This is a genomic window from Pseudoalteromonas sp. MelDa3 (genome assembly GCF_002863625.1).
Classification (GTDB): domain Bacteria; phylum Pseudomonadota; class Gammaproteobacteria; order Enterobacterales; family Alteromonadaceae; genus Pseudoalteromonas; species Pseudoalteromonas arctica.
The window spans coordinates 1-25,474 of sequence record NZ_PJBR01000034.1 but is presented as its reverse complement, the minus strand read 5'-3'; the positions used below and the strand labels follow the sequence as shown (position 1 = coordinate 25,474).

21 protein-coding genes are annotated in these 25,474 nt (G+C 39.6%); 11 read left to right on the top strand and 10 right to left on the bottom strand.

Annotated features, from left to right (window positions below; all coding sequences use genetic code 11):
* Nucleotides 1-7 precede the first annotated feature (7 nt).
* Together CXF89_RS09010 and CXF89_RS09005 are read right to left on the bottom strand one after the other, a co-directional pair.
* Entirely contained in the window at nucleotides 8-1,729 is a 1,722-nt protein-coding gene (locus CXF89_RS09010; protein WP_121954407.1) for a purine-cytosine permease family protein, read from the bottom strand.
* 210 nt (nucleotides 1,730-1,939) lie between these two features.
* Nucleotides 1,940-2,614 (bottom strand): HAD family hydrolase, encoded by a 675-nt coding sequence (locus tag CXF89_RS09005; protein ID WP_024591940.1) that lies wholly within the window; start codon nucleotides 2,612-2,614, stop codon nucleotides 1,940-1,942.
* A gap of 427 nt (nucleotides 2,615-3,041) precedes the next feature.
* On the opposite strand from CXF89_RS09005, the gene CXF89_RS09000 reads away from it, so the two are divergent.
* Both CXF89_RS09000 and CXF89_RS08995 read left to right on the top strand, forming a co-directional pair.
* Nucleotides 3,042-4,568, top strand: a complete 1,527-nt coding sequence (locus CXF89_RS09000; protein ID WP_121954406.1) for a catalase — start codon at nucleotides 3,042-3,044, stop codon at nucleotides 4,566-4,568.
* A 99-nt stretch (nucleotides 4,569-4,667) separates the two neighbouring features.
* Entirely contained in the window at nucleotides 4,668-5,183 is a 516-nt protein-coding gene (locus CXF89_RS08995) for an ankyrin repeat domain-containing protein (protein WP_121954405.1), read from the top strand.
* Nucleotides 5,184-5,255: 72 nt separating this feature from the next.
* Here the strand turns inward: CXF89_RS08995 and CXF89_RS08990 are convergent, their stop codons facing one another.
* Entirely contained in the window at nucleotides 5,256-8,411 is a 3,156-nt protein-coding gene (locus CXF89_RS08990) for a M1 family aminopeptidase (RefSeq protein ID WP_257983193.1), read from the bottom strand.
* A complete protein-coding gene (locus CXF89_RS08985) occupies nucleotides 8,405-9,268 on the bottom strand; it encodes an ABC transporter ATP-binding protein (protein ID WP_121954404.1) in 864 nt (287 codons plus the stop codon). Before CXF89_RS08985 ends, CXF89_RS08990 begins: the two co-directional genes overlap by 7 nt.
* Nucleotides 9,269-9,611: 343 nt before the next feature.
* Between CXF89_RS08985 and CXF89_RS08980 the strand changes: the two genes are divergently transcribed.
* Together CXF89_RS08980 and CXF89_RS08975 are read left to right on the top strand one after the other, a co-directional pair.
* Nucleotides 9,612-11,120, top strand: coding sequence for a sensor histidine kinase (locus CXF89_RS08980; protein WP_121954403.1), 1,509 nt, complete (start codon nucleotides 9,612-9,614; stop codon nucleotides 11,118-11,120).
* A complete protein-coding gene (locus tag CXF89_RS08975) occupies nucleotides 11,114-11,794 on the top strand; it encodes a LytR/AlgR family response regulator transcription factor (protein WP_121954402.1) in 681 nt (226 codons plus the stop codon). Before CXF89_RS08980 ends, CXF89_RS08975 begins: the two co-directional genes overlap by 7 nt.
* 61 nt (nucleotides 11,795-11,855) lie before the next feature.
* Here the strand turns inward: CXF89_RS08975 and yddG are convergent, their stop codons facing one another.
* The gene (gene yddG / locus CXF89_RS08970) at nucleotides 11,856-12,770 is read right to left on the bottom strand and encodes an aromatic amino acid DMT transporter YddG (RefSeq protein ID WP_121954401.1); all 915 of its coding nucleotides are present in this window, start codon (nucleotides 12,768-12,770) and stop codon (nucleotides 11,856-11,858) included.
* A 180-nt stretch (nucleotides 12,771-12,950) separates the two neighbouring features.
* Here yddG and CXF89_RS08965 point away from each other — a divergent pair, with 180 nt between their 5' ends.
* The 7 genes from CXF89_RS08965 (at nucleotide 12,951) to CXF89_RS08935 (ending at nucleotide 20,697) form a co-directional block, all read left to right on the top strand.
* Nucleotides 12,951-13,604: a TetR/AcrR family transcriptional regulator gene (locus CXF89_RS08965; protein WP_121954400.1), complete on the top strand. Its 654-nt coding sequence runs from the start codon at nucleotides 12,951-12,953 to the stop codon at nucleotides 13,602-13,604.
* Nucleotides 13,605-13,607: 3 nt separating this feature from the next.
* Nucleotides 13,608-14,090 carry a putative 4-hydroxy-4-methyl-2-oxoglutarate aldolase gene (locus tag CXF89_RS08960; protein WP_121954399.1) on the top strand — a complete coding sequence of 161 codons (483 nt, stop codon included), beginning with the start codon at nucleotides 13,608-13,610 and terminating at the stop codon, nucleotides 14,088-14,090.
* Nucleotides 14,091-14,553: 463 nt separating this feature from the next.
* Complete coding sequence (locus CXF89_RS08955) at nucleotides 14,554-15,756, top strand: amidase family protein (protein ID WP_121954398.1); 1,203 nt, start codon at nucleotides 14,554-14,556, stop codon at nucleotides 15,754-15,756.
* Nucleotides 15,753-17,354 (top strand): gamma-glutamyltransferase family protein, encoded by a 1,602-nt coding sequence (locus CXF89_RS08950; RefSeq protein ID WP_121954397.1) that lies wholly within the window; start codon nucleotides 15,753-15,755, stop codon nucleotides 17,352-17,354. The genes CXF89_RS08955 and CXF89_RS08950 overlap by 4 nt, the downstream gene beginning before the upstream one ends.
* Complete coding sequence (locus tag CXF89_RS08945) at nucleotides 17,342-18,166, top strand: sulfite exporter TauE/SafE family protein (RefSeq protein ID WP_101216355.1); 825 nt, start codon at nucleotides 17,342-17,344, stop codon at nucleotides 18,164-18,166. The genes CXF89_RS08950 and CXF89_RS08945 overlap by 13 nt, the downstream gene beginning before the upstream one ends.
* Before the next feature lie 3 nt (nucleotides 18,167-18,169).
* Entirely contained in the window at nucleotides 18,170-19,399 is a 1,230-nt protein-coding gene (locus CXF89_RS08940) for a pyridoxal-phosphate-dependent aminotransferase family protein (RefSeq protein ID WP_121954396.1), read from the top strand.
* A 14-nt stretch (nucleotides 19,400-19,413) separates the two neighbouring features.
* The gene (locus CXF89_RS08935) at nucleotides 19,414-20,697 is read left to right on the top strand and encodes an allantoate amidohydrolase (RefSeq protein ID WP_121954395.1); all 1,284 of its coding nucleotides are present in this window, start codon (nucleotides 19,414-19,416) and stop codon (nucleotides 20,695-20,697) included.
* 138 nt (nucleotides 20,698-20,835) lie between these two features.
* Here the strand turns inward: CXF89_RS08935 and CXF89_RS08930 are convergent, their stop codons facing one another.
* The 5 genes from CXF89_RS08930 to CXF89_RS08910 form a co-directional block, all read right to left on the bottom strand.
* Nucleotides 20,836-21,138: a hypothetical protein gene (locus CXF89_RS08930; RefSeq protein ID WP_007584337.1), complete on the bottom strand. Its 303-nt coding sequence runs from the start codon at nucleotides 21,136-21,138 to the stop codon at nucleotides 20,836-20,838.
* A 44-nt stretch (nucleotides 21,139-21,182) separates the two neighbouring features.
* Entirely contained in the window at nucleotides 21,183-21,431 is a 249-nt protein-coding gene (locus tag CXF89_RS08925; RefSeq protein WP_121954394.1) for a DUF1272 domain-containing protein, read from the bottom strand.
* Nucleotides 21,425-21,724: a 2OG-Fe(II) oxygenase gene (locus CXF89_RS08920; RefSeq protein WP_257983192.1), complete on the bottom strand. Its 300-nt coding sequence runs from the start codon at nucleotides 21,722-21,724 to the stop codon at nucleotides 21,425-21,427. The genes CXF89_RS08925 and CXF89_RS08920 overlap by 7 nt, the downstream gene beginning before the upstream one ends.
* Nucleotides 21,725-22,135: 411 nt before the next feature.
* Complete coding sequence (locus CXF89_RS08915; protein WP_121954393.1) at nucleotides 22,136-23,323, bottom strand: hypothetical protein; 1,188 nt, start codon at nucleotides 23,321-23,323, stop codon at nucleotides 22,136-22,138.
* A gap of 309 nt (nucleotides 23,324-23,632) precedes the next feature.
* Complete coding sequence (locus CXF89_RS08910; protein ID WP_121954392.1) at nucleotides 23,633-25,171, bottom strand: OpgD/OpgG family glucan biosynthesis protein; 1,539 nt, start codon at nucleotides 25,169-25,171, stop codon at nucleotides 23,633-23,635.
* Nucleotides 25,172-25,474: the final 303 nt, after the last annotated feature.

Below are 25,474 nucleotides of genomic sequence, written 5' to 3'. Positions count from 1 at the left end.
TAAGTAATTACGATGCTGTATTGAGTACTTTATGGCGTTTTAACGACCAGTACGCAGTAACAAAATAAATAACAGTACAAATAAAACAGGCTATTTCGAATTGCGATTTATTAGCGCTGTACATACTCATAGTTTCACTGAAAAACATCACCTGGCTGGCAAATATAAAAATAATAACCAGTGAAACCGTAGAAACCGCATTAAGTACTTTGGTAAATACAGAGCTGTCAATTACTGGCTTTGGAATGTCTTTAGCTTCAGCAGCTTGATATTCTTTAATATCACGTTGCTCTTGCTCTTCTGCTGCAATCTCTTGTGTGTAATCGTCACCGGCGCCGTATTTTTTAGCTAAAAGCGTATAAATAACGATTGTGAAAATCCACGTAGGAATAAACAAGTAGTAAAACGACATTACATCAATAGCATTTAAACCAAAGCCAAATACAAGCGCCAGCGCCCAAGATGCTATAGCCGGTACGCTGCGGGTAATATTTTTATATTTAGCCCAGTAACGTGTTAGGCCAATTTTAGGAAATAACACATGTTCAGCAAACACAATGCCGCCTACTGGCACAACTAATAAGCCTGCGTAGGTAAGTAGAGGAAGCATTTGTGAAAATACAAACGGGAAACACGCAATAATCACGGTTACAACACCTACAATAGCAGTTGTGCGTTCACGTGATTGATTAACAAATATAGATTGTGCTGCAAGACCTGCACGGTAAAGGTTTGCGTTAGCTGTAGTCCAACCGGCAATAATTACAATAACAAAGCCAGTCCAACCTAATGCATGGTATGCAACATCGCCCGGATCAAGTGATGAAATAGTTGTTTTAAGTAATACCGCAACACCTGCGCCCATAATACCGGCAGAGATCCACGCTAAGTAATGACCAAAAAACATGCCCACGCCAGAAAACAAGCCATAGCTTTTGCGTTTAGCAAATCTAAAAATAGCCATGTCGATTAAACCAAAGTGAGTAATTGAGTTAGCAGCCCATGCAAAGCCAATCACTTCTAATAGGCCAATGCCTTTTTCACCATCGGCATTGGTGCCCGTCCATATGGAGGAGTCGCCTATGGTCATAAAGTCGCTAAAGCTAGTTAAAGAGGTAGAACCTAATACGTGATTTGAAAGCTCAGGGAATAACGCGAACGAACCTGCAATAAATATAACAAATAGCCACGGCGCACACAGTTTCGAAAAGTCAGCAACCGTAGAAAAGCCATACATCGCAACAAACACAACAATAGAGCCAACAGCTAAAACAATGGCTACAAACCAAAAGCTATTTGGATACCAATCAAGTTGTGCAGGTATATCAAACAAAAACCGCACGGCGGTGGAGGATACCGTGATCATAGCGGCCGATATAACACTAAAAATAACCACGTTAGCCCAGTTATAGAGCTTGGTCATTGAGTTACCAGCGATTTTGTTTAAGTAGTTATATAAACTTAAGCGGGTTTCTACTGCAATGGGTGCAGTAATCAGCCACCAAGAACACATTGCTAACAGGTTACCTATTAATAAACCCAGTAGAATGTCGATGGTTGAAGCGCCTAATGCAACAAACGTTGCACCAATAACAAATTCAGTAGCCGCAACATGTTCGCCAGCATATAGCCCTGCAAAATGTTTCCAGCCATGAAGCTTATTATTAGCAACAGGAAGTTGCTCTTCGTTTACATCTTTAAATGTTTGTGTGTGTGGACTCGTTGCCATGGTATTTCCTATTGTTAACAGCAAAAGATTTAATACCTAAATACTTTGCCTTTTATAATTTGGCTTATAAACGCATGATGTTTCGCCATGTTTTGTTTTATTTTTAGTAAAGCAAAACCATCTACATTTATATTTTGCGTTTGCTTGCCTGTCAGTGAGTAAGGCGAGCAAATCGCGTTTAAAACTTGGTGTATTTAAAAAGCTGCGTGTTTACTGCTTTTTAAGTGCAGGGTATGCACTAAAAAAATCTTGCCAATGCGTTAAATGATCAACATTTGGGTAAGCACTGTGTACATGATTAACAGAGCCTTGCATATGTTGCCCACCGCTGTAATGCAGTACTTGCATGTTGGCGTCAATTCCTGCATTTACGCCGGCTTTACTGTCTTCAATCACTAAACAATGCTCTGGCTTTACACCCATTTGTTTAGCTGCATGTAAAAATAAATCGGGTGCTGGTTTGCCACGCTTAACTTCGCTGCTGGTAAAAACCGTATCGCTAAAGTACTTACTTAAACTCACTACGCTCAACGCTTTTGCGGTGCGTGCTGGGCTGCTGCTAGTAGCTATACAAATAGGCACAGCTAAATTGTTAAGTACGTCTTTTATACCGTCAGTCGTGGTTAGCCCTGTTTCAAATTCGTTTAACAGTGCTTCGCGGTAGTCACCTTCAAAGCTTTCAGGAAGAGTGACATTAAATGCATCCGCTATTTTTTGGCTTACTGTTTTAAAATTGCAGCCTAAAAAGTGTTGCTGTACATAAGCACGGTCAATATCAACGCCTTTTTCAACAAGCATATTAATGAGTACTTGTGCGCTTAAAATTTCGCTATCAATAACAACGCCATCACAATCAAATATCACTAGCTCAATGTTAGTATTCATCTTGTCACCTTATTAAAACTGTTTGGTTTAGCTAATTTAAGTATAACGAGTTAAGCGCGATTAATATTGTGCAGCTTTTTAGTGCAACCCAATAATGAGCATAAGCCCACCGATTGAGCATATTCCCTTTATTGCACGAATATGTCAACACACTGTAAGTATAAAACGCACCAGCTTGGTGAAAATACACTCAGATAAAACTAAAAACCTTTGTATTTAATCAACTTTATAAAAGCATATTGCGACCAAGGTCGTAGTAAAAAAATTCCGTTAACGTAAAAAGTGCTCCTGTTAATTTATTTCATCTGTTTTACAAATCACATCAATCTAATTAATCAGTTTTACCGAAGTTAATAAAATCAATACTATCGTTAACAGATTAACAGCCTGCACCACTGCCGGCACTTTTAAATAGATGAGGTCGACAATGAATACTCAAATAAACAAAACAAAATTAACACTAACTGCACTAGCACTTGCAATGGCATTACCGGCAAGCGCAGCAACAACACTTACTAAAGATAACGGCGCAGCTGTTGGCGACAACCAAAATTCAATTACTGCTGGCGAACGTGGCAGTGTATTACTAGAAGACGTGCAACTAATTCAAAAACTGCAACGCTTTGCACGTGAGCGTATTCCTGAGCGTGTTGTGCATGCTCGTGGTACCGGCGCACACGGTGTGTTTGTAGCATCAAAAGAGCTAGACGATTTAACAATTGCAGCACCGTTTACACAAGCTGGTAAAGAAACAGACGTATTTGTTCGTTTTTCATCAGTAATTCACTCAAAAGGCAGCCCAGAAACACTGCGTGACCCACGTGGCTTTGCAACTAAGTTTTACACAGACCAAGGTAACTGGGATTTAGTAGGTAACAACTTACCGGTGTTCTTTATTCGCGATGCGATTAAATTTCCAGACATGGTTCACTCGTTAAAGCCATCACCGGTTGATAACATTCAAGATCCTAACCGCGTATTCGATTTTTTCTCGCACGAACCAGGTTCTACACAAATGCTAACGTGGGTTTACAGCGACTACGGTACACCAGCAAGTCTTCGTAAAATGGACGGTTGGGGTGTACATGCATACAAAATGATTAATAAATCGGGCGATGTTAAATACGTTAAGTTTCATTGGGTAAGCCAACAAGGTATTGATAACCTTGACGCAAAAGAAGTGGCAAAAGTACAAAGCCAAAACTTTCAACATTTAACACAAGATTTATACACTGAAATAAACAGAGGCAATTTCCCAAAATGGGATCTGTACATTAAAACGCTTGATCCATCGCAGCTTGATGATTTTGATTACAACCCGTTAGATGCAACAAAAATGTGGTTAGACATTAAAGAAACTAAAGTAGGAACAATGACCTTAAACCGTATGCCAACTAACTTCTTCCAATCTACGGAACAAGTAGCAATGGCACCGGCAAACATTATTCCAGGTATTGAGCCATCAGAAGACAGACTATTACAAGGTCGTATGTTTTCTTACGCTGATACACAAATGTACCGCCTAGGTGCTAACCACCAGCAATTGCCAATTAACCGTGCAAAAGTTGAAGTGGTTAACTACAACCAAGACGGCGCAATGAATATTGGTAACACTACAAGCAATGTGAACTACCAGCCAAGCCAAGAAAACGTAGCTGAAAACCCAATTGCACGTAGAAGTAACACAGAGCTAAAAGGCTTTGTACAACAAGCCGCGATTAAAAAGCAGCAAAACTTCGCGCAAGCGGGTGTTTTGTATCGTGGCTTTAGCAAACAAGAACGTACAAACTTAGTTAATAACCTAGCAGGCGATTTAGGAAAAGTGCAAAACAGCAAAGTTAAACACAAAATGCTTAGCCACTTTTACAAAGCTGATAGCGAGTACGGTACACGCTTAACTAAAGCTGTAAACGGCGACCTTAAAATGGTTAAACAACTAGCCGCTAACTTATAAGCAACTAGTTAAAAGCAATTAGTCCCAACTAAATAGCTATTTAAACCACAACCATGAGGAAGGAATAAACCCCTTCCTCTTTTATAAGAGACAATTGTTATGCGTAATTTATTAATTATAGTCGCTCTATTTCTGAGCTTTACCAGTAGCGTTTACGCTCAAAATACATCAGATACACAAACACCCAGTTCGCAAGTTGAAAGCCAACATTCTGTAAAAACTCAATACGATAGCTTATTTGCTTATTACTTTGCCGCAGCACGCACAAACGACACAGCTGTAATAGAGCAATTTGTAGATGCCGGTATTCCTATCGACAGCTACAACAATAAAGGCTACACCGCGTTAATGATTGCTACTTACCATGGTAATAAAAACACGGTTAATACACTTTTACACTTAGGCGCTAATGCCTGTTTAGAAGATAACCGTGGCAACACAGCGCTAATGGCCGCTATTTTTAGAGGTGAATTTAGTATAGCTAAAACACTCGTATCACTTGATTGCGATAACGCGCATCAAAACAAAGCCGGTCAAACAGCCGAGCAATTTGCACAAACATTTGGTCAACAAAAAGTTATAGAGTTACTAGCGCAGGTAAATAATGCAAAATAATCTGCACGCAACAAAAAGCCCTAAAATAATAGGGCTTTTGATTTACTAAATATATGTTCAAATTAAACGTACTTACTCTAAAAACAGTGTGTTTATTAAGCTTTCTTGTTCTTTTCCAGCTTCATGTTTTAATGCTCGTATAAAATCCATAGAATTGGCGGGACTGTTTGGATAACCATGATTTTTCCAAACCAACTTGAGCGCATTAATAATGGGTTCATCCCCAATAGCAGCGCGTAGCTTAGCAAAGACAATGGTTGCTCGCGAATATTGGTCAAAGCTTTGTGTAGCATCAACCAAGGCTGTTCGCTCCTTTATGTTCATCAGCATACTTTGCTCATAGCGTGTTGTTTCATACTCAACCAGCGCTTGCATTGTCGCTTTCCCATAACGCTGCTCTATAACAACAAGCTCAATATACTTTGCCATAGACTCCACTAAAAAAGCGCTATCTGAAAATACCCCATTACCAATATCATGGCCAAACCATTGATGCGCGGTTTCGTGAACTGCACGGCGATAGCGTTGATCAAAGCCTGCATTAGCACTTGGCTTTGATCTAAAACCAACACTGTCTTCAATAAGTATAAGTTGCGGCAATGCATAACCTGTAGCACCAACACTAGGCGAGCCTATTAAATTCAATTGTTTTGCTCTATAAGGGCTTATATTATTAAGCCATTTTATTGTATCGCCCATTGCGCTAAGATTTACAGCTATAGACTCCGCTCGTGCTGGCTCGTTTTTATCTTTAGCAAACACGTTTAACATCACGCCATTTTGCTGCTTGGTAACAGGGGAATAAGGCACCGTCACCCAAGCTGGGATTGCATTTATGGGTGAACGAGTCTCAAAATGAAATATTTCGCGGTCACCTTTGCTGGTACGTGATATTTCCTCTCCTTGGGTTATAACCTGATAACCACTTGTTGTACTCACTTTACTCGACATAGTAAGCCACTGGTAATGAATACTTGCTTTCGCCGTTTTAGCAAATAGCTTCGTGGGTCTAATCACCGACTTCACTTTAAGTGCGTGTTGCTGACGAAGTATAGGATCGGTTAATTCATAATTATCTTGATAGCCAACAGTCGGCAATAAAGGCACTGATCGTATATAGCTAAATTCAGGGGTTATTATCTGATGGCCTCTTACTGGCCAAAGCTTAGCTTGATGAACATCAAACCGCGTAACTAGTTTACGAATTTCTCCTGGCTGCATTTCATTCTCAAACTTAAACACAGCTTGATTAAGCAAGGGAAAGCTTTTAGCCCTTTGCGCGCCATCGATTTCAATATCGGCCCATTTATAAAAACCAGAGCGCCCAACCAATATCTCTTTAATAGGGGCTTGATGGGTGTTTTTTAAGGTATATATTAAGGAAAAATGAGCTTGCTGCTGATGCGGATAAAAGTCTACATTAGCATCAATGTGCACAATGTTTGGCTGTGCTACATTGCGCCATTGTGAGAATGCTTTTTCGTATTGTGCTTTAAATGCCTCGCGTTTATGCGAGTTGGTTAAAGGCTTCTCTTCAACCAGTCTTAAATGTAATTGAGTAAATAGTGCCACAGTGATAAGTAAAGGTATAAGTAACCAAAAATGTTTAACCCCCATTACTCTTTGGCTCAACCCGGCACCTCGGTGATTAAAAATCCCCGTAATTATAACTAAACTTATACACGCCACTAACCAAACTGATATATAAGGCCAATAACTACTGATACTTGCGCGATAACCCCAAAAGTTATCCGGTGCCTGCAAAGGCGTCCAACCAACACTCCACAGTGTATGCGTGAGACCAAGGTAAGTCATTATCGGTGTAAATTTGATCAGTAAAATAACAGCAATTAGCAAACCCGCAATAAGCTGCGAACGACACAAATTAAATACACACAAAAATACACACGCAATAATGGCAAGCACAATTGCCATCAAAAATAAAATGGTTAAATGTACTTCAAATTGATATGCACTGTGTAAAAACCACTGAGCTGCACTTGCCCCTAATAAGCTCATTGTTAAAAAAACCAATATCATAGTACCTAGGACCAATAACTGACTGTTTAAAAAGTAATATGTTTTGAGCGGTGTGGCAGCGATCAGCTCAGCTATATTATAGTATTTAGCGAAACAGCTTACTTGCCAGCTCCACAAAGCCATTAATAAAGTGCCAAACAACAATTGCATATCAAATGCATAATAGCTAATTGCATCAAGGCTTGTGGTGCTCATAATACTCATTGGTTCAACATAACCAGACGACGAGGCAACACTATTAAAAACCATCACCGGCCAAACAAAAATAATCAGTAAAGTAACAGGGTGTGAAACCAAATTAACCAGCGTAATTTTGTATAAACTGGCCATCATCAAAAATGGTTTTTGCGTGACTCTCGCAGTTTTATATTCAGCGGGTTCTAACGTGTTGTAACGAACGCATTCGTTATTATTTTTACCTTTTTGACTCTTTAATAATGTGTTTTTTTTATTTTTACTAAAAGTAATATAAAAAATACCAACAGCAAGCATACTCACAACAACGCGATTAATAGCAAATGAAGCTCCTAATGAATTGGTTAAACTGTTTATTACGGCGGTGTATGCAAAAGGGTCAAGCCAAAAAAATAATGTATAAAAGCGATTGCTTATAATACTACTTCCAGCAAGTAATGGATTTCCGGTAATACTTGCAAGCATTATGTAGCCTATCCACAACACCGCAAAAACAACATAATTGGGTAATGAAGTCGTTGATTTATGGCAAACAAAAAAGGCAACAACAACTAAAAAGCAGCTATTTGGTAACAACACTAAAAAGCTATTAAATACAGTAAAAGAAACCATATTTGATATATAGCCAAATTGCCTTACATGCATGTATATCATTACTAAATCGCTAATTAAGCTAATAATAAAAACCAAGCAAATCAGTAAGCATACTCTTGCTAAACTGCGCTTAAATAAGCTAGGTTGCGTAGCATAAATAAGCTCCTGCATTGACGCGTGCTGATCTCGTAAAAATATAACGGGTGCCAATACTCCTACAAGCACAGGTAACTGCATCATTTGTAGCATTGTAATATTTAACTTAAATTGTTTTAACGAATCAACTTCAACTGTTGCAAGCCCAGAGGACAACATAACCGAAAATATTAAAGGAATAATAATGCACAGCCAAACAAGTGGTTGGCGCACTGCATATCGCCACTCATTAAAAATTAACATGTTTGACTTCCTTCATTGACTGCAAAAAAGTACTTGTCTTGAAGCGTAGCGGGCGAGTTTATTGCATTTTGTGCAGGCGCTGTGTCTGCATAGACACGAAATGACGCTCTACCATAGTGATGGCTCTTACTTAATACATGCTGATTCGGTATGCCCGTAGGTAAACTTTCGAGCTGCCAAATCTTACCTTCTAAAGGAACTAGTAACTCTTTTACGTCACCGCTTTGTATGAGTGCTCCTTGATCTATAATGGCCACGTAGTGACATAAATTTTCTACATCTTCAACAATATGGGTCGATAACAATACCAACCTATTTTGACTAATACTAACGAGTAAATTATTTAAACTTTCTCGTTCCACAGGATCAAGCCCAGCAGTGGGTTCATCCATAATAATTAGTTTTGGGTTACCTAACAAAGCCTGAGCCACGCCAAAACGCTGCTTCATTCCTCCCGAAAAATTAACGACCTTTTTATTAGCAAACTGAGTCAAATTGGTTAGTTCAAGTAAGCTATTAATTTGGTTTTTGCGTGCATTACCATCTATGCCTTTTAATACGGCAATATGCTCAAGTAACGCCCGACAACTCATATTGGGATACACGCCAAAATATTGTGGTAAATAACCTAGCTGCGATCTAAGCGCATCTGGTTGGCTAATCACATCAAGGCCATTAAAATTAATATGCCCGGAGTCGGCATTTTGTAAACACGCGAGTGTGCGCATAAGTGTTGATTTACCCGCCCCATTTGGGCCAAGTAGACCGACCATACCGGCGGGTAGAGTGATCGTCACATCATTCAAAGCCTGCGTACCATCTGCGTATTTTTTGTTAATATTTTTCAGTGTAAGCATTATTTTCATCCTTAATTGGTATAGCACCAGCTTAAGAAAGCAAGTCAATACAAGCGAGAAAACAATGGTTAACGTATTGAAATAAATGATGAACATAAAAAAGTAACGTTGGTCATTTAAATATGACCTTTCATCATTTAAATAAACCGCCTAGTATGCTTAAAACGGTTACTAACCCTATGAAATAAAATAACTATTTTAAAAATAAATTATGATTGAAACAATTTTATGGATAATATAGCGCGCTCAGCGTAGTGAATTGTGCAAAGGTAATGTTTAAAATAAAAAGACAATTTTATCTAAGCGTATCTGCTCAGAAACTATAATAAAAACGGAGTCACATATGCAGCAAGCCAATACACCAATATGGCAACGCTTTAGCATTACCCAGCTAATAATTTTTTTACCGCTAATAGCCGCTATTATGCTCGACTCTCATATACGCTTTTTGTCATCACATATGGATTCAACTAGCCAATATCTGACTATTAATATTCAACTTTTTTTACAGTGTATTCCCTTTTTTATTGCCCATGCGTTTGCATATCGTTTATTACTTACACCCGCAATCATAGTTTGGCTGTTAGGCTTTTTAGCCTATCCATCTCTCTTGCTAGTATTTAATAACCAACTTCTTAACTTTTCGCAATGGCAATACCTTGATGCACAATGTTGGACACTGTGCGCATCTGCAAGTGGTATATGGCTTATTACTAAACGCACTAATAAAAATAACAATGTGTTGAGTAATAAATGGCTTAAATCCTTGTTTTCACTTGATACAGTCGTGTTTATAGTACTTTTAGGTTGGGCAATAGTTACATCAAGCATACTCAATACGCACACTGATCCTATGTTAAACCAGCCTATTGAGCCTGTTATTGATGTTTATAAAGTATTCACACAGTTTGATACTTTTTTGGGTTACCTTTGGCAAATTACTGTTTGTGCCGGATTAGTATATGGAGTGTATTTATTAAATAGATATTTATTAATACGCTATGTATTAACCTATCATGGCGTATTAATATTTTTGTTTGCAAGTTTAATAAGCCTCGTTGCACTTACACCTGTATTAACATCGTGCTTGCTACTGTTACCTATTAACGATTTACCCTCAGGCATTGCTAACTTAACACCTGGCGGTAATAATAATATTTTTAGCCCTGAAAATTATCAGTTCGTATTTTTGTTTTTGGCTATAAGCACACCGATTATTTTAGCGTTTGAACGACAGCAACAACACGTTCAAATTAGCAACATTGCCCAACAACAAACAAAAACAGAGCTAAAGCTACTTCAACAGCAAATTAACCCTCATTTTTTATTTAATACATTAAACAACCTTTACGCACTGACATTAAAAAAAGCAGATAATGCACCAGATCTTGTTATGAAATTAGCTAACTTACTGCGTTACAGTGTTTACGAAGGTCAAAAAGCACAGGTGAGTTTAGAAAAAGAAATTAATTACTTAAAAGGTTTTATTGCATTGCAGCATTTACGAAGTGCTGAGCGCTGCAACTTTGATGTGCAATGGCCTGAATATCAACAACACTATTTAATTTCGCCGCTACTGTTAATAATGATTTTAGAAAACGCGATAAAGCATGGTGTAGAGCCCACCTCACAAAAAGTAACGGTTGTGTTTAAAATCACCATGGCCGATAACATACTAACGCTATTTTCCTCTAACCCTATTCTACCTAATAACAATTCAGAGCATGGGATGGGACTTAACAATTTACGCCGTAGGCTGACTCTTTTATATCCAAATAAGCACACATTAATTATTAATGAAAATAAAAACCTTTGGCAAACCACACTTAAATTGGAGCTGGCTGCATGCTAAACACAATAATTGTTGATGACGAGCCGCTCGCGCATGACGTTATACTGCATCATTTAAGTGCCCATAAAGATATTAATATAAGCGGACAATACCTTAACGCTAAAGATGCATTATGTGCTTTAGCCATATCATCTATTGATTTGTTATTTTTAGACATAAACATGCCCGAACTATCAGGCATTGCATTACTAAAAGTGCTCGCGAATCGACCACAAGTGATTATTATTAGTGCATATCAAGAATATGCTTTAGCCGGTTTTGAACTTGACGTAACTGACTACCTACTAAAACCAGTCTCTGCGCAACGGCTTGAACAAGCACTCAATAAAGTACGGAAAAAAAGAAAACACATAACGCTAAATCCCAAGGCACCTCTGACTATTACCCTTAAAATCGATCGTGAAAAACATAAAATTCAATTAGGCGATATAGACATGTTTGAGGCTTATGGAAATTATGTAAAAGTATGGCAAGGTGAAAAAGCATTACTTGCAAGCAGTACTCTCAAATACATATTGCAAGAGCTTGATACTTCATTTATTCAAGTCCACAAATCTTACGTTATTAACAAAAATAAAGTTGTTGCGTTAAGTAATGAAAGCGTTCAACTAGCATCAGGCGTGTCAGTTAAAATTGGCAAGTCATTTAAACAACAAGTGCGCGACATTATTTAACCTGAGATCTTATTTTATGTTTATCTAAAACATAACTTTAAGCTTTTCCCTAACACCGGACCTAAAATTTAGCACTTAACCTTTGCGGCTTTTCTCGCGTTACAAAGTAGCAAATTAGCGAGCCAACCGTTACCAGCACAACACCTTGCCAAAACGAAGCACTCAGCGTAATAGATAAATACAGCGCTGAAATAATAGTAGAAAACACCGGTGTAAAGTACGAAAGCGTGCCCAACAGCATTAAGTTACCGCCAATAATAGCTTGATTCCACAGTGCATAACCGCTCCCCACTACTACACCAGCTAATAATAACGTCATGCTTGAGCTGATTGAAAACGTTAATGGCGCTTCATTACTAAAACCATATTGCGCCCACAAACTCATTGCCGTAACAGTAAAAAATAACGTAATGGCATTTTTACCATTACTCAGTTTTTGCGTAACTACGCAATAAATAGCCCATATAAACGCTGCAGCTAATGCCATTAGGTAAGTAGCAGGATTATCAGCAAAGTTAGTAACAAGCGTATCGACCGACATTTCTTGATCGCCCGTAATACACCAAGCAACGCCTAAAAAAGCAATAATCATGCTTGGGTAAACCCAGTAACTTACTTTTTTACGACCAATAATAATAGAGAGCAGTATTGTTAGCGTGGGCCATAAATAATTAATAACCGCCATTTCCATTGCCTGATGACGACTATTTGCCATACCAATAGAAAGCGCCAAACAAATTTCGTACGATACAAATAATAAAGTACCTACTACCAGGTAGCGTTTTGAAAACCCACTAAACTTAGGCACTCCCATAACCAAAATTAAAAATATCGCACTGACAGAATACATAGCCGCAGCACCACCAATGGGGCTAAACAACTCAGAAATATCCCGTAGTAATGCCACTAAGCAACTCCACAGTAATATTGCAGCGACTCCATATAGTGTATATTTATTTTTGCTTATAAAATCCATTTGCCAACCCAAAAGTACTACTCGTAAATTTGAAACTAAACTAACAGTAATTATTTAATTAAACAATTAAAGTTAATAGCTTAAACCTCTCGCCTGTTTTTAACATTCACCTTTTTAGTAATTGACCTTTTGGTCAGTAAAGCTACAATCAATCAATACGTTAAACACGCAAACTCAACAATGACCACACAAATAAAGCCAAATAAAAAAGAAATTACACGCGAGAAAAACCAAAAACTAATTTTAGATGCCGCCGAGCAATTGTTTTCGCAATTAGGTTACGACGGAGCAAGTATGAGCATGGTTGCTAAAGAAGCGCAGGTGCCAAAAGCTAATATTTTGTATTACTTTAAAAGTAAAGATGGTCTGTACGAGTCTGTGATCGACCGCATAATAGCTAATTGGAACTTAGGGCTCGATAACGTCACAATTAACGACGATCCAGCTACCGTGCTTTATAACTATATTAAAAGCAAAGTAATACTCGCCGTAAATCAGCCAATGCAATCTCGCTTATTTGCCAGTGAAATACTGCGCGGTGCCCCTTATTTACAAAACTACTTTAGAACCAATACCCGCCCTTGGGTTAAACAAAAGGTTGATGTACTTCAAGCGTGGATGGACGCAGATAAAATGGATAAGGTTGATCCCTACCATTTGCTCTTTACTATTTGGTCTACCACGCAGTATTACGCCGATTTTCAGGCTGAGGTTTTACTCGTAATGAACAAATTAGAGTACGACAAAACCGATGTGGCACAAATTACGCAATCAATTGCCCACATAATTTTAAAAGGTATTGGTCTTAAAATACCTGAGCAAAGTGAGACTTAACCCATGAAACCCTTTACTACACCCGATTTATTTGACGATCATCGCGATAGCGTACAAGTAGCCGACAGTGGCCTTTATCACTTTGGTAAAAAAACCACGTTTTATGGCAAAGTAGTTACCGTTACCTGCCCAGAAGACAACTCTTTTGCCGCCGATATATTGCATGAAAATGGTGAAGGTAAAGTATTAGTTATAAACGGGTTTGCGAGCAAACGCTTTGCGTTTATTGGCGATATTATGGCTGAGCGTGCCCTAAATAATGGCTGGGAAGGGGTAATAATAAATGGCTGTTGCCGAGATATAGAAATACTCGCCACTATGGACTTACCGGTTATGGCGCTAGGCTCTACACCGCGTAGTACCTTAAAGCGCGGCTTTGGTGATAAAAACCAAGCTGTTACCATGCTTAGCACCACTATTGAACCTAACGATTGGGTTTACGCCGATATTAATGGTTTAATCATCAGTAAAACGCCCCTCATTTAGCACTCAAAACTATATAAATAAAGACCAACTTGGTGCATCTGCGCACCAAATTGGTTTGTTTTAGCTCATTTTAATCTCACTATTTCTACAGCCCACATTTAAAAATCTCATACAACCCAACAAAACCTGACCAGTTGGACAGGTTTTTAATTTATGGCATTCCTCTTGCTTAGTCTAAGCACTATAAAATCAAAACTACCGATTAAAAAGCGGAGTTATACCAATTGCATTAAATAGTGATCTATTATAACGCGAAGAAAATAGCGCAATAACAAGGCAAAAATTATGACATATAGTTGTTCTCTATGAATAATTTTTAACGAAGTAAGTGCGTTATTTAATCCGATAGAATGATCATGTTTTTAATAAAATTGGTATTCATAATAATAATAACCAGCCCGCTTTTTAATCACTCTAACTTAATAAGTAAGTACTTGGTCAGTTTTATAATAATGAGCTGCAAATGAGTGATAAAAAAAACAACAAAGGTATATTTTGCAATCACGGTCCTACCCTGTGGCAAACAAACCAGTCTGGTCTACTTGCAAACAATCGCTTAGCCGTAAAAGATGTATTTGCAGTAAAAGACGAGCGTAACAGCGCTGGCAATCCACACTGGTTTAAAACAGCTAAACCGGCTCAAAATACGGCAAGCTCGGTTAATAAGCTCATGACCGCTGGTTGTAACTTTATAGGCTTTACCCACACAGACGAACTGGCTTATAGCTTAGAGGGTAATAATATACATTATGGCGCTGCGCAAAATCCTAAATTAAAAGGGCATGCTTGCGGTGGTTCGAGTATGGGTTCGGCAGCAGCCGTTGCTACTAACTTAGCTGATATTGGCTTAGGTACCGACACTGGCGGCTCAATTAGAATACCCGCCAGCTATTGTGGTTTATATGGCATAAGGCCAAGCCATAATGTGATTGAAAAAGACGGTCTAATACCGTTGGCTCCGCCTTTTGATACCATAGGTTGGCTTACCCAAAGCGCCGAGCTATTAAGCGATGTAGGTAATGTACTGTTACCAAATCAAGCTATTAATAACGTTGATACCTTAGTTATTTGCGAGCCGTTATTTGAACTCGTTGACCCTGCTTTACAAGCCCCACTTAAACAATTGCTTGAAAAAACCAAGCCTAATTTTAAGCACCATAAAGAATTTGAACTACCTAACAGCAGCTTATTAAGCGAACTTGCGGATAGTTTTAGAGTACTGCAAGGGCGAGCAATCGCAAAAACGCATAAAGATTGGCTTCAATTGCCGGGGCAACCTCCCCAGTTTGCGCCAGCAATTGCGGCTCGTTTTAAAATGGCACTGGCTTTAACCGAGCAAGAAGAACAAGAGGCGTTAAAAATACAGCACGAGTGGCAAACAGTCGTCGCTAAAAACTTAAACAAGCACAGCTGCTTATTTTTACCCACCACCCCTACAACTGCACCTAAATTAGGCGCCGACACAAGCGCCTTACGCATGCAAATTATTACGCTTTCGGCAATTGCAGGCCTTAGTGGCTCAGCGCAAGTGCATTTACCGCTGGCTGATTTAGCAAATGATCATCCGTATGGTTTTTCATTAATGATGACCCACGGTAACGATAAAAGCTTACTTGCTTGCGTTAAGCACCTAGCTGCACACTTTAAACAGGACACACCGGCATGACCACACACAACATTGCATTTACCTCGTCTCATTTTTCGGCCACTGAGGCGGGTATAAATATATTAAAACAAGGCGGGACAGCCACTGAAGCTATGGTAGCAGCAGCGGCAGCTATTAGCGTAGTGTATCCCCATATGAACTCAATTGGTGGCGACAGCTTTTGGCTTATCGATAACCCACACCAAAAAACGCCCACTGCTATTGACGCCTGCGGCCGCGCAGCAACTAATACAACGGCGTATAACCCGCTCACGCAAATACCAGAGCGCGGCGGACTAAGCGCACTGACTCAAGCGGGTACAATACGCGGTTGGCAAAAAGCCCTTGAGCTAGATGAACACGCAGCACTACCACTGTCAAAAATTTTAGCGCCTGCTATCGCACTTGCTCGCGAGGGCTTTACCGTTACAGAAAGCTTGCAAGCTGGCTGCGAAAAACTAGCTACTGCAAATAATACCAATGACGCGTTTAAAAACCTCTACATACCAAATGGTAAACCCTTGCAAGCAGGTCAAAATTTTAAAAACCCTAAACTTGCAGCAACGTTTGAATACCTAGCAAAACATGGCTTAAACGCATTTTATGAGGGCGCACTTGCCAACTCATTTGCCGCAGACTTAGCAAAAGCAGGCAGCTCAATTACCGCAGATGACATTACAAATACTAAAGCCGAGGTAGTTACTGCGCTAAATGCAAACCTCAGTGGTATTGATTGCTACAACTTACCCGCGCCAACACAAGGCGTGCATTCACTACAAATAATTGGTGCCGTAAATAAGTTAAAGCATTTAGCTAAAACCGATGCCGACTGGACGCACTTAATTGTTGAGGCAACTAAACAAAGCTTTACCCATCGCCCTACTCTTTGGGCTGACCCTGATGTGTTAGGGGATAATTATAAAAACGCACTAACCGATGATCGCTTAAGCGAACTTGCTAACGATATTGATATGAGCAAAGCACAACAATGGCCATTTAACGCAGAACCCGGCGATACCGTGTGGATGGGAGCCAGAGATAAAAACGGGCAGTTAGTCAGCTTTATTCAAAGTATATATTGGGAGTTTGGCAGCGGTGTATTAATGAGCGAAGGCGGCTTTGTGTGGAATAACCGTGGTTTAAGCTTTAGTTTAAACAATGAAGGTATTGATGCGGATAACAATATTAACGCCCTTGCGCCAAATAAAAAGCCGGCTCATACACTTAACCCAGCAATGGCAAAGTTTAGCGATGGTCGTCGCCTTGCCTACGGCACTATGGGCGGTGAAGGGCAACCACAAACCCAAGCCGCTGTTTTTGCAGGCTACGCATGGCGAAATAAATCAATAAACCAAGCCATTAGCGACCCTCGTTGGTTACTTGGGCGCACATGGGGTGATACAAGTACAAATTTAAAAATTGAAAAAGGGTTAGTTTTTCATATAGAACATGAATTAAATCAACGTGACCACGATTGGGTAAGCGTTGATAATAATAGCGAAATGATGGGGCACGCTGGGGCTATTTTAGATACACCTACAAGCCTTGAAGCTGCAACAGATCCTCGTTCAGATGGACGTGCAACCGTAACTACAGCAGGAACACAATGTCAGAAATAATAAACCAATGGCCAATAGTAGTGGCCTTAATAGCAACCGGTATTTTTGCCGGAATTTTAGCAGGACTTTTTGGTGTAGGCGGCGGTATTGTTATCGTACCTGTGCTGTATTTTTTACTGCAAGGTTTTGGCGTAAGCCCTGAGTCGGCAATGATGATAGCCACAGCTACATCACTTGCAACCATAGTACCTACTTCGCTTTCATCTATTCGCTCGCATCATAGCAAAGGAAATATTGACCTTGTGCTAATAAAATACTGGGCACCGTTTATATTAGTTATGGCGGTAGTCGGTAGTATTATTGCTCATACCGTTCGCGGTAACGCATTAGTGCTCATGTTTGCCTGCATTGCTATTTTAGTCAGTTTAAACATGTTATTTAGAGCCGGCGCACCCGCGCTTGTAAACCAACTACCAGGTAAATTTGGTCAAGGCGTTATGGCAAGCATTGTAGGTGGTTTGTCGGTAATGATTGGCATAGGCGGCGGTACTATTGGCGTACCTATGCTTAACGCATTTAATGTACGTGCCCACGTTGCAGTAGGTACTGCGGCCGTTTTTGGCTTATTGATTGCGCTACCTGGCGTAATTACCTTATTAAGTATTGGCACAACGCCAACCGATGCTCCCCTAGGTACGTGGGGGTTAGTTAACCTCCCTGCCTTTTTTCTTATTATTCCGCTGACTATTTTATTTGCGCCTATTGGCGTAAAAATTGGTAGCAAGCTGGATCAAAAACAACTAAAACGCGCTTTTGCCGTTGTCTTAATGATAACCGGCATTCGCATGCTCATTCAGACTCTGGGAGCCTAAAATATGTTTAATAACACGCAAGTTCAAACCTTAAACCCACCACAGCGTTTATTAATGGGACCAGGTCCAATTAATGCAGATCCTCGTGTTTTACGTGCTATGTCGGCGCAACTTATAGGTCAATACGACCCAGTAATGACCGGTTTTATGAACGAAACCATGGCGCGTTACCGAGAAATTTTTAAAACTAAAAACGAATGGACCATGCTAATAGATGGCACATCGCGCGCAGGTATTGAAGCCGTATTATGCTCAATTTTACGCCCAGGCGATAAAGTACTAGTGCCAATTATGGGGCGCTTTGGCCACCTACTTGCTGAAATAGCAGAACGCGTTGGCGCAAAGGTGCACACAATAGAAGTACCGTGGGGCGAAGTGTTTACGCCAGAGCAAATCGAAAAAGCCATTGTTGATGTAAAACCCCATGTACTTGCTATGGTACAAGGCGATACATCCACCACCATGAACCAACCTCTTGAGCATATTGGCGATATTTGCCAAAAGCACGATGTACTATTTTATTGCGACGCCACCGCCTCAATTGTGGGTAACGAACTTCCTGCCGATGAGTGGAAACTCGATGCGCTTTCTGTTGGCCTACAAAAGTGTTTAGGCGGTCCTTCTGGGTCAGCGCCATTAACACTAAGCGACAAATGCGCCGAGTGGATCCAAAAACGTAAAAAGGTAGAAGCAGGTATCCGCACTGCCGATCATATCGACGGCACAGAGCCCTTTGTGCGCTCTAACTATTTTGATTTAGGTATGATCATGAATTACTGGGGAGAGGAGCGCCTAAATCATCATACCGAAGCCACCAGCATGCTGTATTGCGCCTCAGAATGCGCCCGCATAGTCATTGAAGAAGGCGTGGATAACTGCGTAGCGCGCCACAAATTACATGGCGATGCCATGCTAACGGGCATTCAAGCGCTCGGCTTAAATGTATTTGGCGATTTAACGCATAAAATGAACAACGTACTGGGTGTTTATATACCCGAGGGCATTAATGCCGATCACGTACGCGGACAAATGCTAACCGATTTTGGAATAGAAATTGGCACCTCATTTGGACCACTGCATGGCAAAATTTGGCGTATTGGCACTATGGGCTACAACGCCCGAAAAGATACCGTACTACAAACTCTTGCTAGCCTAGACGCTTGCTTGCATGCCAATGGCTACAAAGGCCCTAAAGGCGAAGCCGCTATTGCCGCCCTTGCTCACTATAAATAAAAAAAGGATTTAGCATGACGATTGTAAGCCCACAACACAGCCCTTTATTAGATAAAGAACTTGCTGAGGAATACGCAACACGCGCTTTATCTCGCTGTAAAACTCTCAGCGCACTATCGCAAATGCAAGATGGTATTCACCGCGTGTACTTATCAAAAGAGCACAAAGAGTGTAACGCCGTTACTGCATCATGGATGGAAGAGGCAGGCATGCAGTCGTGGCAAGACGAAGTGGGTAACCTTTGGGGGCGACTAAAGTCGTCAAACCCCCATGCTAAACGTTTAATTATAGGGTCGCACCTCGACACCGTACCAAACGCTGGTGCGTTTGATGGTATTTTAGGTGTACTACTGGGGATAGAAATTGCAGCGCTTGCATATAAGTTAAAGCTCGACCTGCCCTTTCATTTAGACGTAGTGGGCTTTTGCGATGAAGAAGGCACTCGCTTTGCCACAACTTTAATTGGCTCAAAAGCCCTCGCTAACGAATTTGACCCACAGTGGCTAAACATTGAAGACACAAACGGCATAACTATGCGCCAAGCCATGCTGGACTTTGGTTTAAACCCCAACGACTATGCAAAGGCCGCACTAAACAAAAACGAATTACTAGGTTACTGGGAAACTCATATTGAACAAGGCCCTGTACTCGAATCGGTTAATCAGGCGCTCGGAGTAGTAACGGCTATAGCAGGTGCTAAACGCGCTATGCTTACCCTAACAGGGCAAAGCGGTCATGCGGGTACAACGCCAATGAACTTGAGGCAGGACTCACTAGCGGGCTGCGCTGAATTAGTAACCGAAATTGAAAAACTAGCAAGTAATGCTAAAAATGGCGAAGTTGCCACCGTAGGGCAAATACAGTCTCGCCCTGGGGCTACAAACGTGATTGCAGGCAAAACAACCATAAGCCTAGATGCACGCGCACAGAGCGACACCGATCTCGCTAACTTACTAAGCGCCATACAAAGCAGCGCTCAATCTATAGCAAGCAAACGCAATTTAACACTCGATTGGCAATGGACTCATGCCGCCGGTGCCGTTGCGTGCGACACCACTATTCAGCATTTATTTACCAATGCATGCAAACTCAATAACCAAGCATCGCCTTCACTTGCCTCAGGCGCAGGGCACGATGCAATGGCAATCGCTCCAATTTGCCCCGTTGGCATGTTGTTTATACGCAGCCCTGGCGGTATAAGCCATCACCCAGCAGAAGCGGTTATCGACAGCGATGTAACAAAGGCACTCAGTGTAATGTACAGCGCGCTTTTACTGTATGTGAAAGAGCTTGAGTGATTTTAAAGGAATCGAGTAAACCAAATATATTAACTTGGTATGCTTAGGAATTTAAACCTCCTCAAAGTCATTTGGAGGTTATTACTGAAGGCAGGTAAATGCAGGAAAACGCAGGAATATACGTTATTTAAAGTAGCTTTATCGAGCTGCCCTTTGCTCTTTTAGGCTAAGGCGTTTATGTGAGCTATATACATGTTGAATGTTTGTACCATTGACCAAATATGCATCCATTTCAACGGTAATTAGCCCCGATAATGGCTTGATTTCTAGAACACCCAACTCACCTAAATTTGCAGATAGTAAAGTATTATTCCTAATAGCTAACAAAGTTTTGTCAGTATCTCGTAAGTCACCATTCACATATAATTTAGCACCACTAAACCAAGAGTTAATTATTTTAACTTTGATTGATTTAACGGTAAATTCAAAGGATTTTCTCATCAGATCTCCATATTCAGAAAATGTAATTATTATACTTTATGTTTTTATGTGTTTGGCGTACAACCACTTTCTTTTAATACCCGCTTAGTCGATGCTGGGTAATTTTTTAGTGCAGCCAAAGGGCGAATTGGCCGCTGAACCAAATTACCTGAGCAGTTTGGGCACACGTTATTTAACACCGTTTGAGCACAGCCAGAACAAAATGTGCATTCAAATGAACAAATAAAAGCCTCACTGGACTGTGCAGGTAGATTCTTATCACAACATTCACAATTAGGTCTTAAATCTAGCATTTAGAGCTCCTTTTTATCCACCCGATACTGAGTAAATATCTATTACCTTTTATAACTTTTGATACCTGATGCTCACTTACATCAGGGCGGAATAGCTTAACCCGCTTTGTTTCAAATATCGGATTACTACAAATAAACTCACCACCCAAATCTGCTTTTTTAAGCACTATATTCAATCGATAGTGTTTACCAGATTCAACTTTGTCTGTGTGTGGTGCTATTTCACTTCCTTGTGGGAATTTAAGCAAATATGTATCAAATTTAATTGGCCACGTAGCACCACAAATCAACATTTTATCGTAGCCTGATTTTTATCGGCCTCGCTCCCAACAAAATAATTTACTCAAAAAAAACATACAATCCCTCAAAACAGCTAACAAACAGTAAGTTAACTCGTTTTTTTTATTTTTATTGATAAACAAACCATAGCCGAGTTCATATTTTGATTCAATCGTTTACTGTATTTTTACGTAAAATACAAAAAAGTGTTCGGTGTTGTTTTAATTAGTATTTTAGAAGGGAACACTGGTGTTTGAGTGACTTTATTGAGGAACTAAGGGCTTATCTTTCTTAATACATCGCGTTTTGCAGTTTTTCTACATTATGAACAAGACAATACAGTTGCCGCAGCGTAAAGAAACAGCTAAACAGGACAGCCATTCTAACTTAATGAAAAAACTTAGGCTGGCGTCACTGTTAATTCATCAAAAATTGAACATGTTTTCGAGAGCCGCCTCTAAAGACATGGGCATATGACGTTTATTCATAATTCGGTTGTTAAGCTCTTCTTTAAGTGATTTAACCGTAGTGCAATACTCTAAACGTTTAGCAATTTCATCACATTCATTATTTAGCGCCGCTAAATGGTTTACAAAATTATCTTTAATTTGCGCTTTACTACGACCATTAAACTTACGCCACACAATTGTATATTGGTCATTACTTTCTTTTTGTTGGCGATGCTGTTCATTTAGCTCGATTATTTTATTTTGCAGTAACGGTATTAAGTTTGCTTTGGTTTCTTCATCAAAATCGACATCGTCGTCAAAATGGCTTATGTAAAGTTGTAATAAAGTAAAACCGTCTTTCTCTTTTCGAGCTTGTACTAACTGTTGCATTAGTTCGTGTTTTTCTGCTTTTTTTGCAAGATAAGATTCTTTATCTGGATGCAACTTAGATGCTAAACGTTTATACATTTTGTTTAGCTGCGAGCCTTTAAATAACTTTTCTAATTTTGAGTTGTTTTTTTGTTGTTTAATTTCATCGCGATCAAATCGTTCGTGTTGGTCAAAAAAGTCATCCCAATCTTCATCTTGTTCATAGTGCATATTATCTGCACTAAACGCTTCATCATCTTTCTCCTCACCAAAACCTTGCTCGTCAAGGTGCTTATAAAGCAATGAAGGATCAGCTGTTATTTCTCTTAGTTCGTCATCTGTTAATTCTAAACCGAGGAAATCTTGCTGTAACATATTACGTAATATATTTAACTCTGAAGAAGGGATTGTACTAACCTTATCTTGGTTATACTTATTTAGGTAAGATTGAAAAACTTGAGACACTTCCTCAACATTCAACTCGCCAATGAATGGATGTTCTGACAAATAATCTAAATCTTCATTTATCCAATCCACAAGTTCATTACGCTGTTCAATAGTTAAACTTTTACGTTGGATAAACTTACTAAAATGAATAATTTGTTCTGCAATCATTTGAGCTTGAAGTTGCTCATGATGCTCTACTTGTTCTTGAAATTGAGAAAACAGGGTCTGCTTTTTAATATCAAAGTTTGCGTTACGCTTAGTATGTTTTTCAATTCGCTGCCATAAACGCTCCAATTCAGAAGGCGTTTTAGTCGCCGCTTGTTGCTTTACATTTTTTAAAAATGTCATATTAAGTTCCACTAAAATTTGTATCCATTACTTTTTATGCACGTAATTTGTATGCTTTAATTATAAATTTAATTAAAGCATACATAAAGCCAAGCATTAAAAAAGTAACTAAACAATTATTTAATGCTTTAGGTCAATAAAAAGAATAAGGATAAAAAGCGCCTAAGTTCATTTAAGAACAATATGCTAAACAGTTACTTTAACTAATATTTACTCGTAACGTTCGATTAAGTAAATATTATGGTGGCTATAATTGCCTAGCAAATCAAAATATAGCCACCCGTTTTACTTTAATGCCTATTTAAAGGCTTATTTAATCGTTACCTTTGCATCACTTACCCATGTTTCAGTTATAGCTTCATCATTTTTATCAACTAAATACGCGCGTATGTTCACCGGATTATTGTTAGCTTGTTTGTAGTCAAACGCTAATCGCCATTGGTTTGTACCAACTACCGGATAAACCCCAATAGGTTCTAGTATTTCACCGTTGCTGGCTTCAACAATCGGCTTTATACCACTTTTGTTATCTAAGCCTTTAAACACTGGGCCTTCAAAATCAATCACCATCTTGTTAACACCTTCAGGGATTGGCTGGCCGGGAATCCCACCTAAGCCTTGTCGAGTATTTACAACGCTTGCAAGCGTTTTTGATTTTGGATCGAGTGGACGCCATTCAATATCATAAGAAAAGGTAAACTCATCACCTTTGCGCGCCTCTTTTTCAGGCACCCAGTAGGCAACAATGTTGTCAAACGTTTCATCTTTTGTTGGAATTTCGATTAACTGAACTGCGCCTTTGCCCCAATCGTCAGTAGGTTTTATCCACGCTGATGAACGCTTATTGTAAAATACACCGTCGTCTTGGTAGTTATTAAAGTCACGGTCTCTTTGGATTAAACCAAACCCTTTTGGGTTCTCATCAATAAAACTATTGGTCGAAACCGACTGAGGATTATTTAATGGACGCCAAACATATTGACCCGATCCTGTGTGAATAGCTAGGCCATCGCTATCGTGAATTTCAGGGCGCCAGTCTTTAGCTTCTGTTTTATCTTTTTGTGAGTACCAATACATACTGGTTAACGGTGCTACGCCTAAGCGTTCAACATCGGCGCGCATATACAAATTAGCCGTTACAGAGGTAATATGGCCTTTAGCTTCTTTGTTATCTTTGCTTAAACCAAATCGATAAGCCCCAGTGATAGAAGGTCCTTCAAGCAATGCCCAAACAGACACACTTTCACCTTTTTTCTCTGCGGGGCCAATCCAAAATGCAGAAAAGCGCGGAAATTCTTCTGGTTGATTCATGCCCGTATTAATCGCGATACCTCGAGCCGACAGTCCATATTGCCCCTCTGGCCCATCGGTACGAAAATAAGACGCGCCTAAAAAAGATATCCAATCTGGTTTCATATCTGGGCGCATTATTCTAAAGCCTGCAAATCCAAGCCCTTCTGGGAGATCGTGAGCTGGGCTGTCATCAGGCATATCAAAAACATCATTACTAAAAGGTACATTTTGAACCTGATTTTTATCGTCTCTGATGTAAATACTTACTGGCTCAGGAAAATATCGGCCAGGGTAAAATAATTGTACGGGCGCCTTTTTTCCACTTGGATATAAGGTTTCATCTTCTTTAAAGCGTATTTTCCAATGTTCGTCATACGTAATTTTATCGATTAACTCCGGCGCTGGCACCTTAGTTGACGTATAGGGCTTTTCGGCTGAGGCTTTTGCCAGCGCTTTTAAGTCTTCGAATGAAAACTCCGTTTTATCTACTGCTTCTGTCGCGTAAGACGACATCGAAGTACTAAAAATAATTGCGATAAATAACTTTAATTTCATAAAAAGAATGTCCAATAAATTGAGTCAAATGAAAATGGGAACGCTGCACGAACGTATGTTTAACTTAAAGTTCTGTATGGATATTACGTGACGTAATATGAACTAGCGTTTACTAAAATATTGTTATTTGACTACAGGACCTCCCATAGTTATTTTTTTTAGGTATTGGTTTTAAGGGAAATTGCGCGCGTTTGATGATATCGCTGAAGTGAAAATAAGTGGGATAGCGCAATTTATTATTAGATCGCTGGTATTCAAATTGATAAAGGTTGTATTTAGGTGGTGGAAAACGAAGAGGCTCAC

Bases quoted from the DNA above. Each gene is read 5' to 3' on its own strand.
- CXF89_RS08925 (WP_121954394.1), bottom strand. From the start codon at position 21,431: ATGCTAGATTTAAGACCTAATTGTGAATGTTGTGATAAGAATCTACCT.
- yddG (WP_121954401.1), bottom strand. From the start codon at position 12,770: ATGGATTTTATAAGCAAAAATAAATATACACTATATGGAGTCGCTGCA.
- CXF89_RS08955 (WP_121954398.1), top strand. From the start codon at position 14,554: ATGAGTGATAAAAAAAACAACAAAGGTATATTTTGCAATCACGGTCCT.
- CXF89_RS08990 (WP_257983193.1), bottom strand. From the start codon at position 8,411: ATGTTAATTTTTAATGAGTGGCGATATGCAGTGCGCCAACCACTTGTT.
- CXF89_RS08980 (WP_121954403.1), top strand. From the start codon at position 9,612: ATGCAGCAAGCCAATACACCAATATGGCAACGCTTTAGCATTACCCAG.
- CXF89_RS08940 (WP_121954396.1), top strand. From the start codon at position 18,170: ATGTTTAATAACACGCAAGTTCAAACCTTAAACCCACCACAGCGTTTA.
- CXF89_RS08915 (WP_121954393.1), bottom strand. From the start codon at position 23,323: ATGACATTTTTAAAAAATGTAAAGCAACAAGCGGCGACTAAAACGCCT.
- CXF89_RS08985 (WP_121954404.1), bottom strand. From the start codon at position 9,268: ATGCTTACACTGAAAAATATTAACAAAAAATACGCAGATGGTACGCAG.
- CXF89_RS08930 (WP_007584337.1), bottom strand. From the start codon at position 21,138: ATGAGAAAATCCTTTGAATTTACCGTTAAATCAATCAAAGTTAAAATA.
- CXF89_RS09000 (WP_121954406.1), top strand. From the start codon at position 3,042: ATGAATACTCAAATAAACAAAACAAAATTAACACTAACTGCACTAGCA.
- CXF89_RS08945 (WP_101216355.1), top strand. From the start codon at position 17,342: ATGTCAGAAATAATAAACCAATGGCCAATAGTAGTGGCCTTAATAGCA.
- CXF89_RS08935 (WP_121954395.1), top strand. From the start codon at position 19,414: ATGACGATTGTAAGCCCACAACACAGCCCTTTATTAGATAAAGAACTT.
- CXF89_RS09005 (WP_024591940.1), bottom strand. From the start codon at position 2,614: ATGAATACTAACATTGAGCTAGTGATATTTGATTGTGATGGCGTTGTT.
- CXF89_RS08920 (WP_257983192.1), bottom strand. From the start codon at position 21,724: ATGTTGATTTGTGGTGCTACGTGGCCAATTAAATTTGATACATATTTG.
- CXF89_RS08910 (WP_121954392.1), bottom strand. From the start codon at position 25,171: ATGAAATTAAAGTTATTTATCGCAATTATTTTTAGTACTTCGATGTCG.
- CXF89_RS08960 (WP_121954399.1), top strand. From the start codon at position 13,608: ATGAAACCCTTTACTACACCCGATTTATTTGACGATCATCGCGATAGC.
- CXF89_RS08975 (WP_121954402.1), top strand. From the start codon at position 11,114: ATGCTAAACACAATAATTGTTGATGACGAGCCGCTCGCGCATGACGTT.
- CXF89_RS09010 (WP_121954407.1), bottom strand. From the start codon at position 1,729: ATGGCAACGAGTCCACACACACAAACATTTAAAGATGTAAACGAAGAG.
- CXF89_RS08995 (WP_121954405.1), top strand. From the start codon at position 4,668: ATGCGTAATTTATTAATTATAGTCGCTCTATTTCTGAGCTTTACCAGT.
- CXF89_RS08950 (WP_121954397.1), top strand. From the start codon at position 15,753: ATGACCACACACAACATTGCATTTACCTCGTCTCATTTTTCGGCCACT.
- CXF89_RS08965 (WP_121954400.1), top strand. From the start codon at position 12,951: ATGACCACACAAATAAAGCCAAATAAAAAAGAAATTACACGCGAGAAA.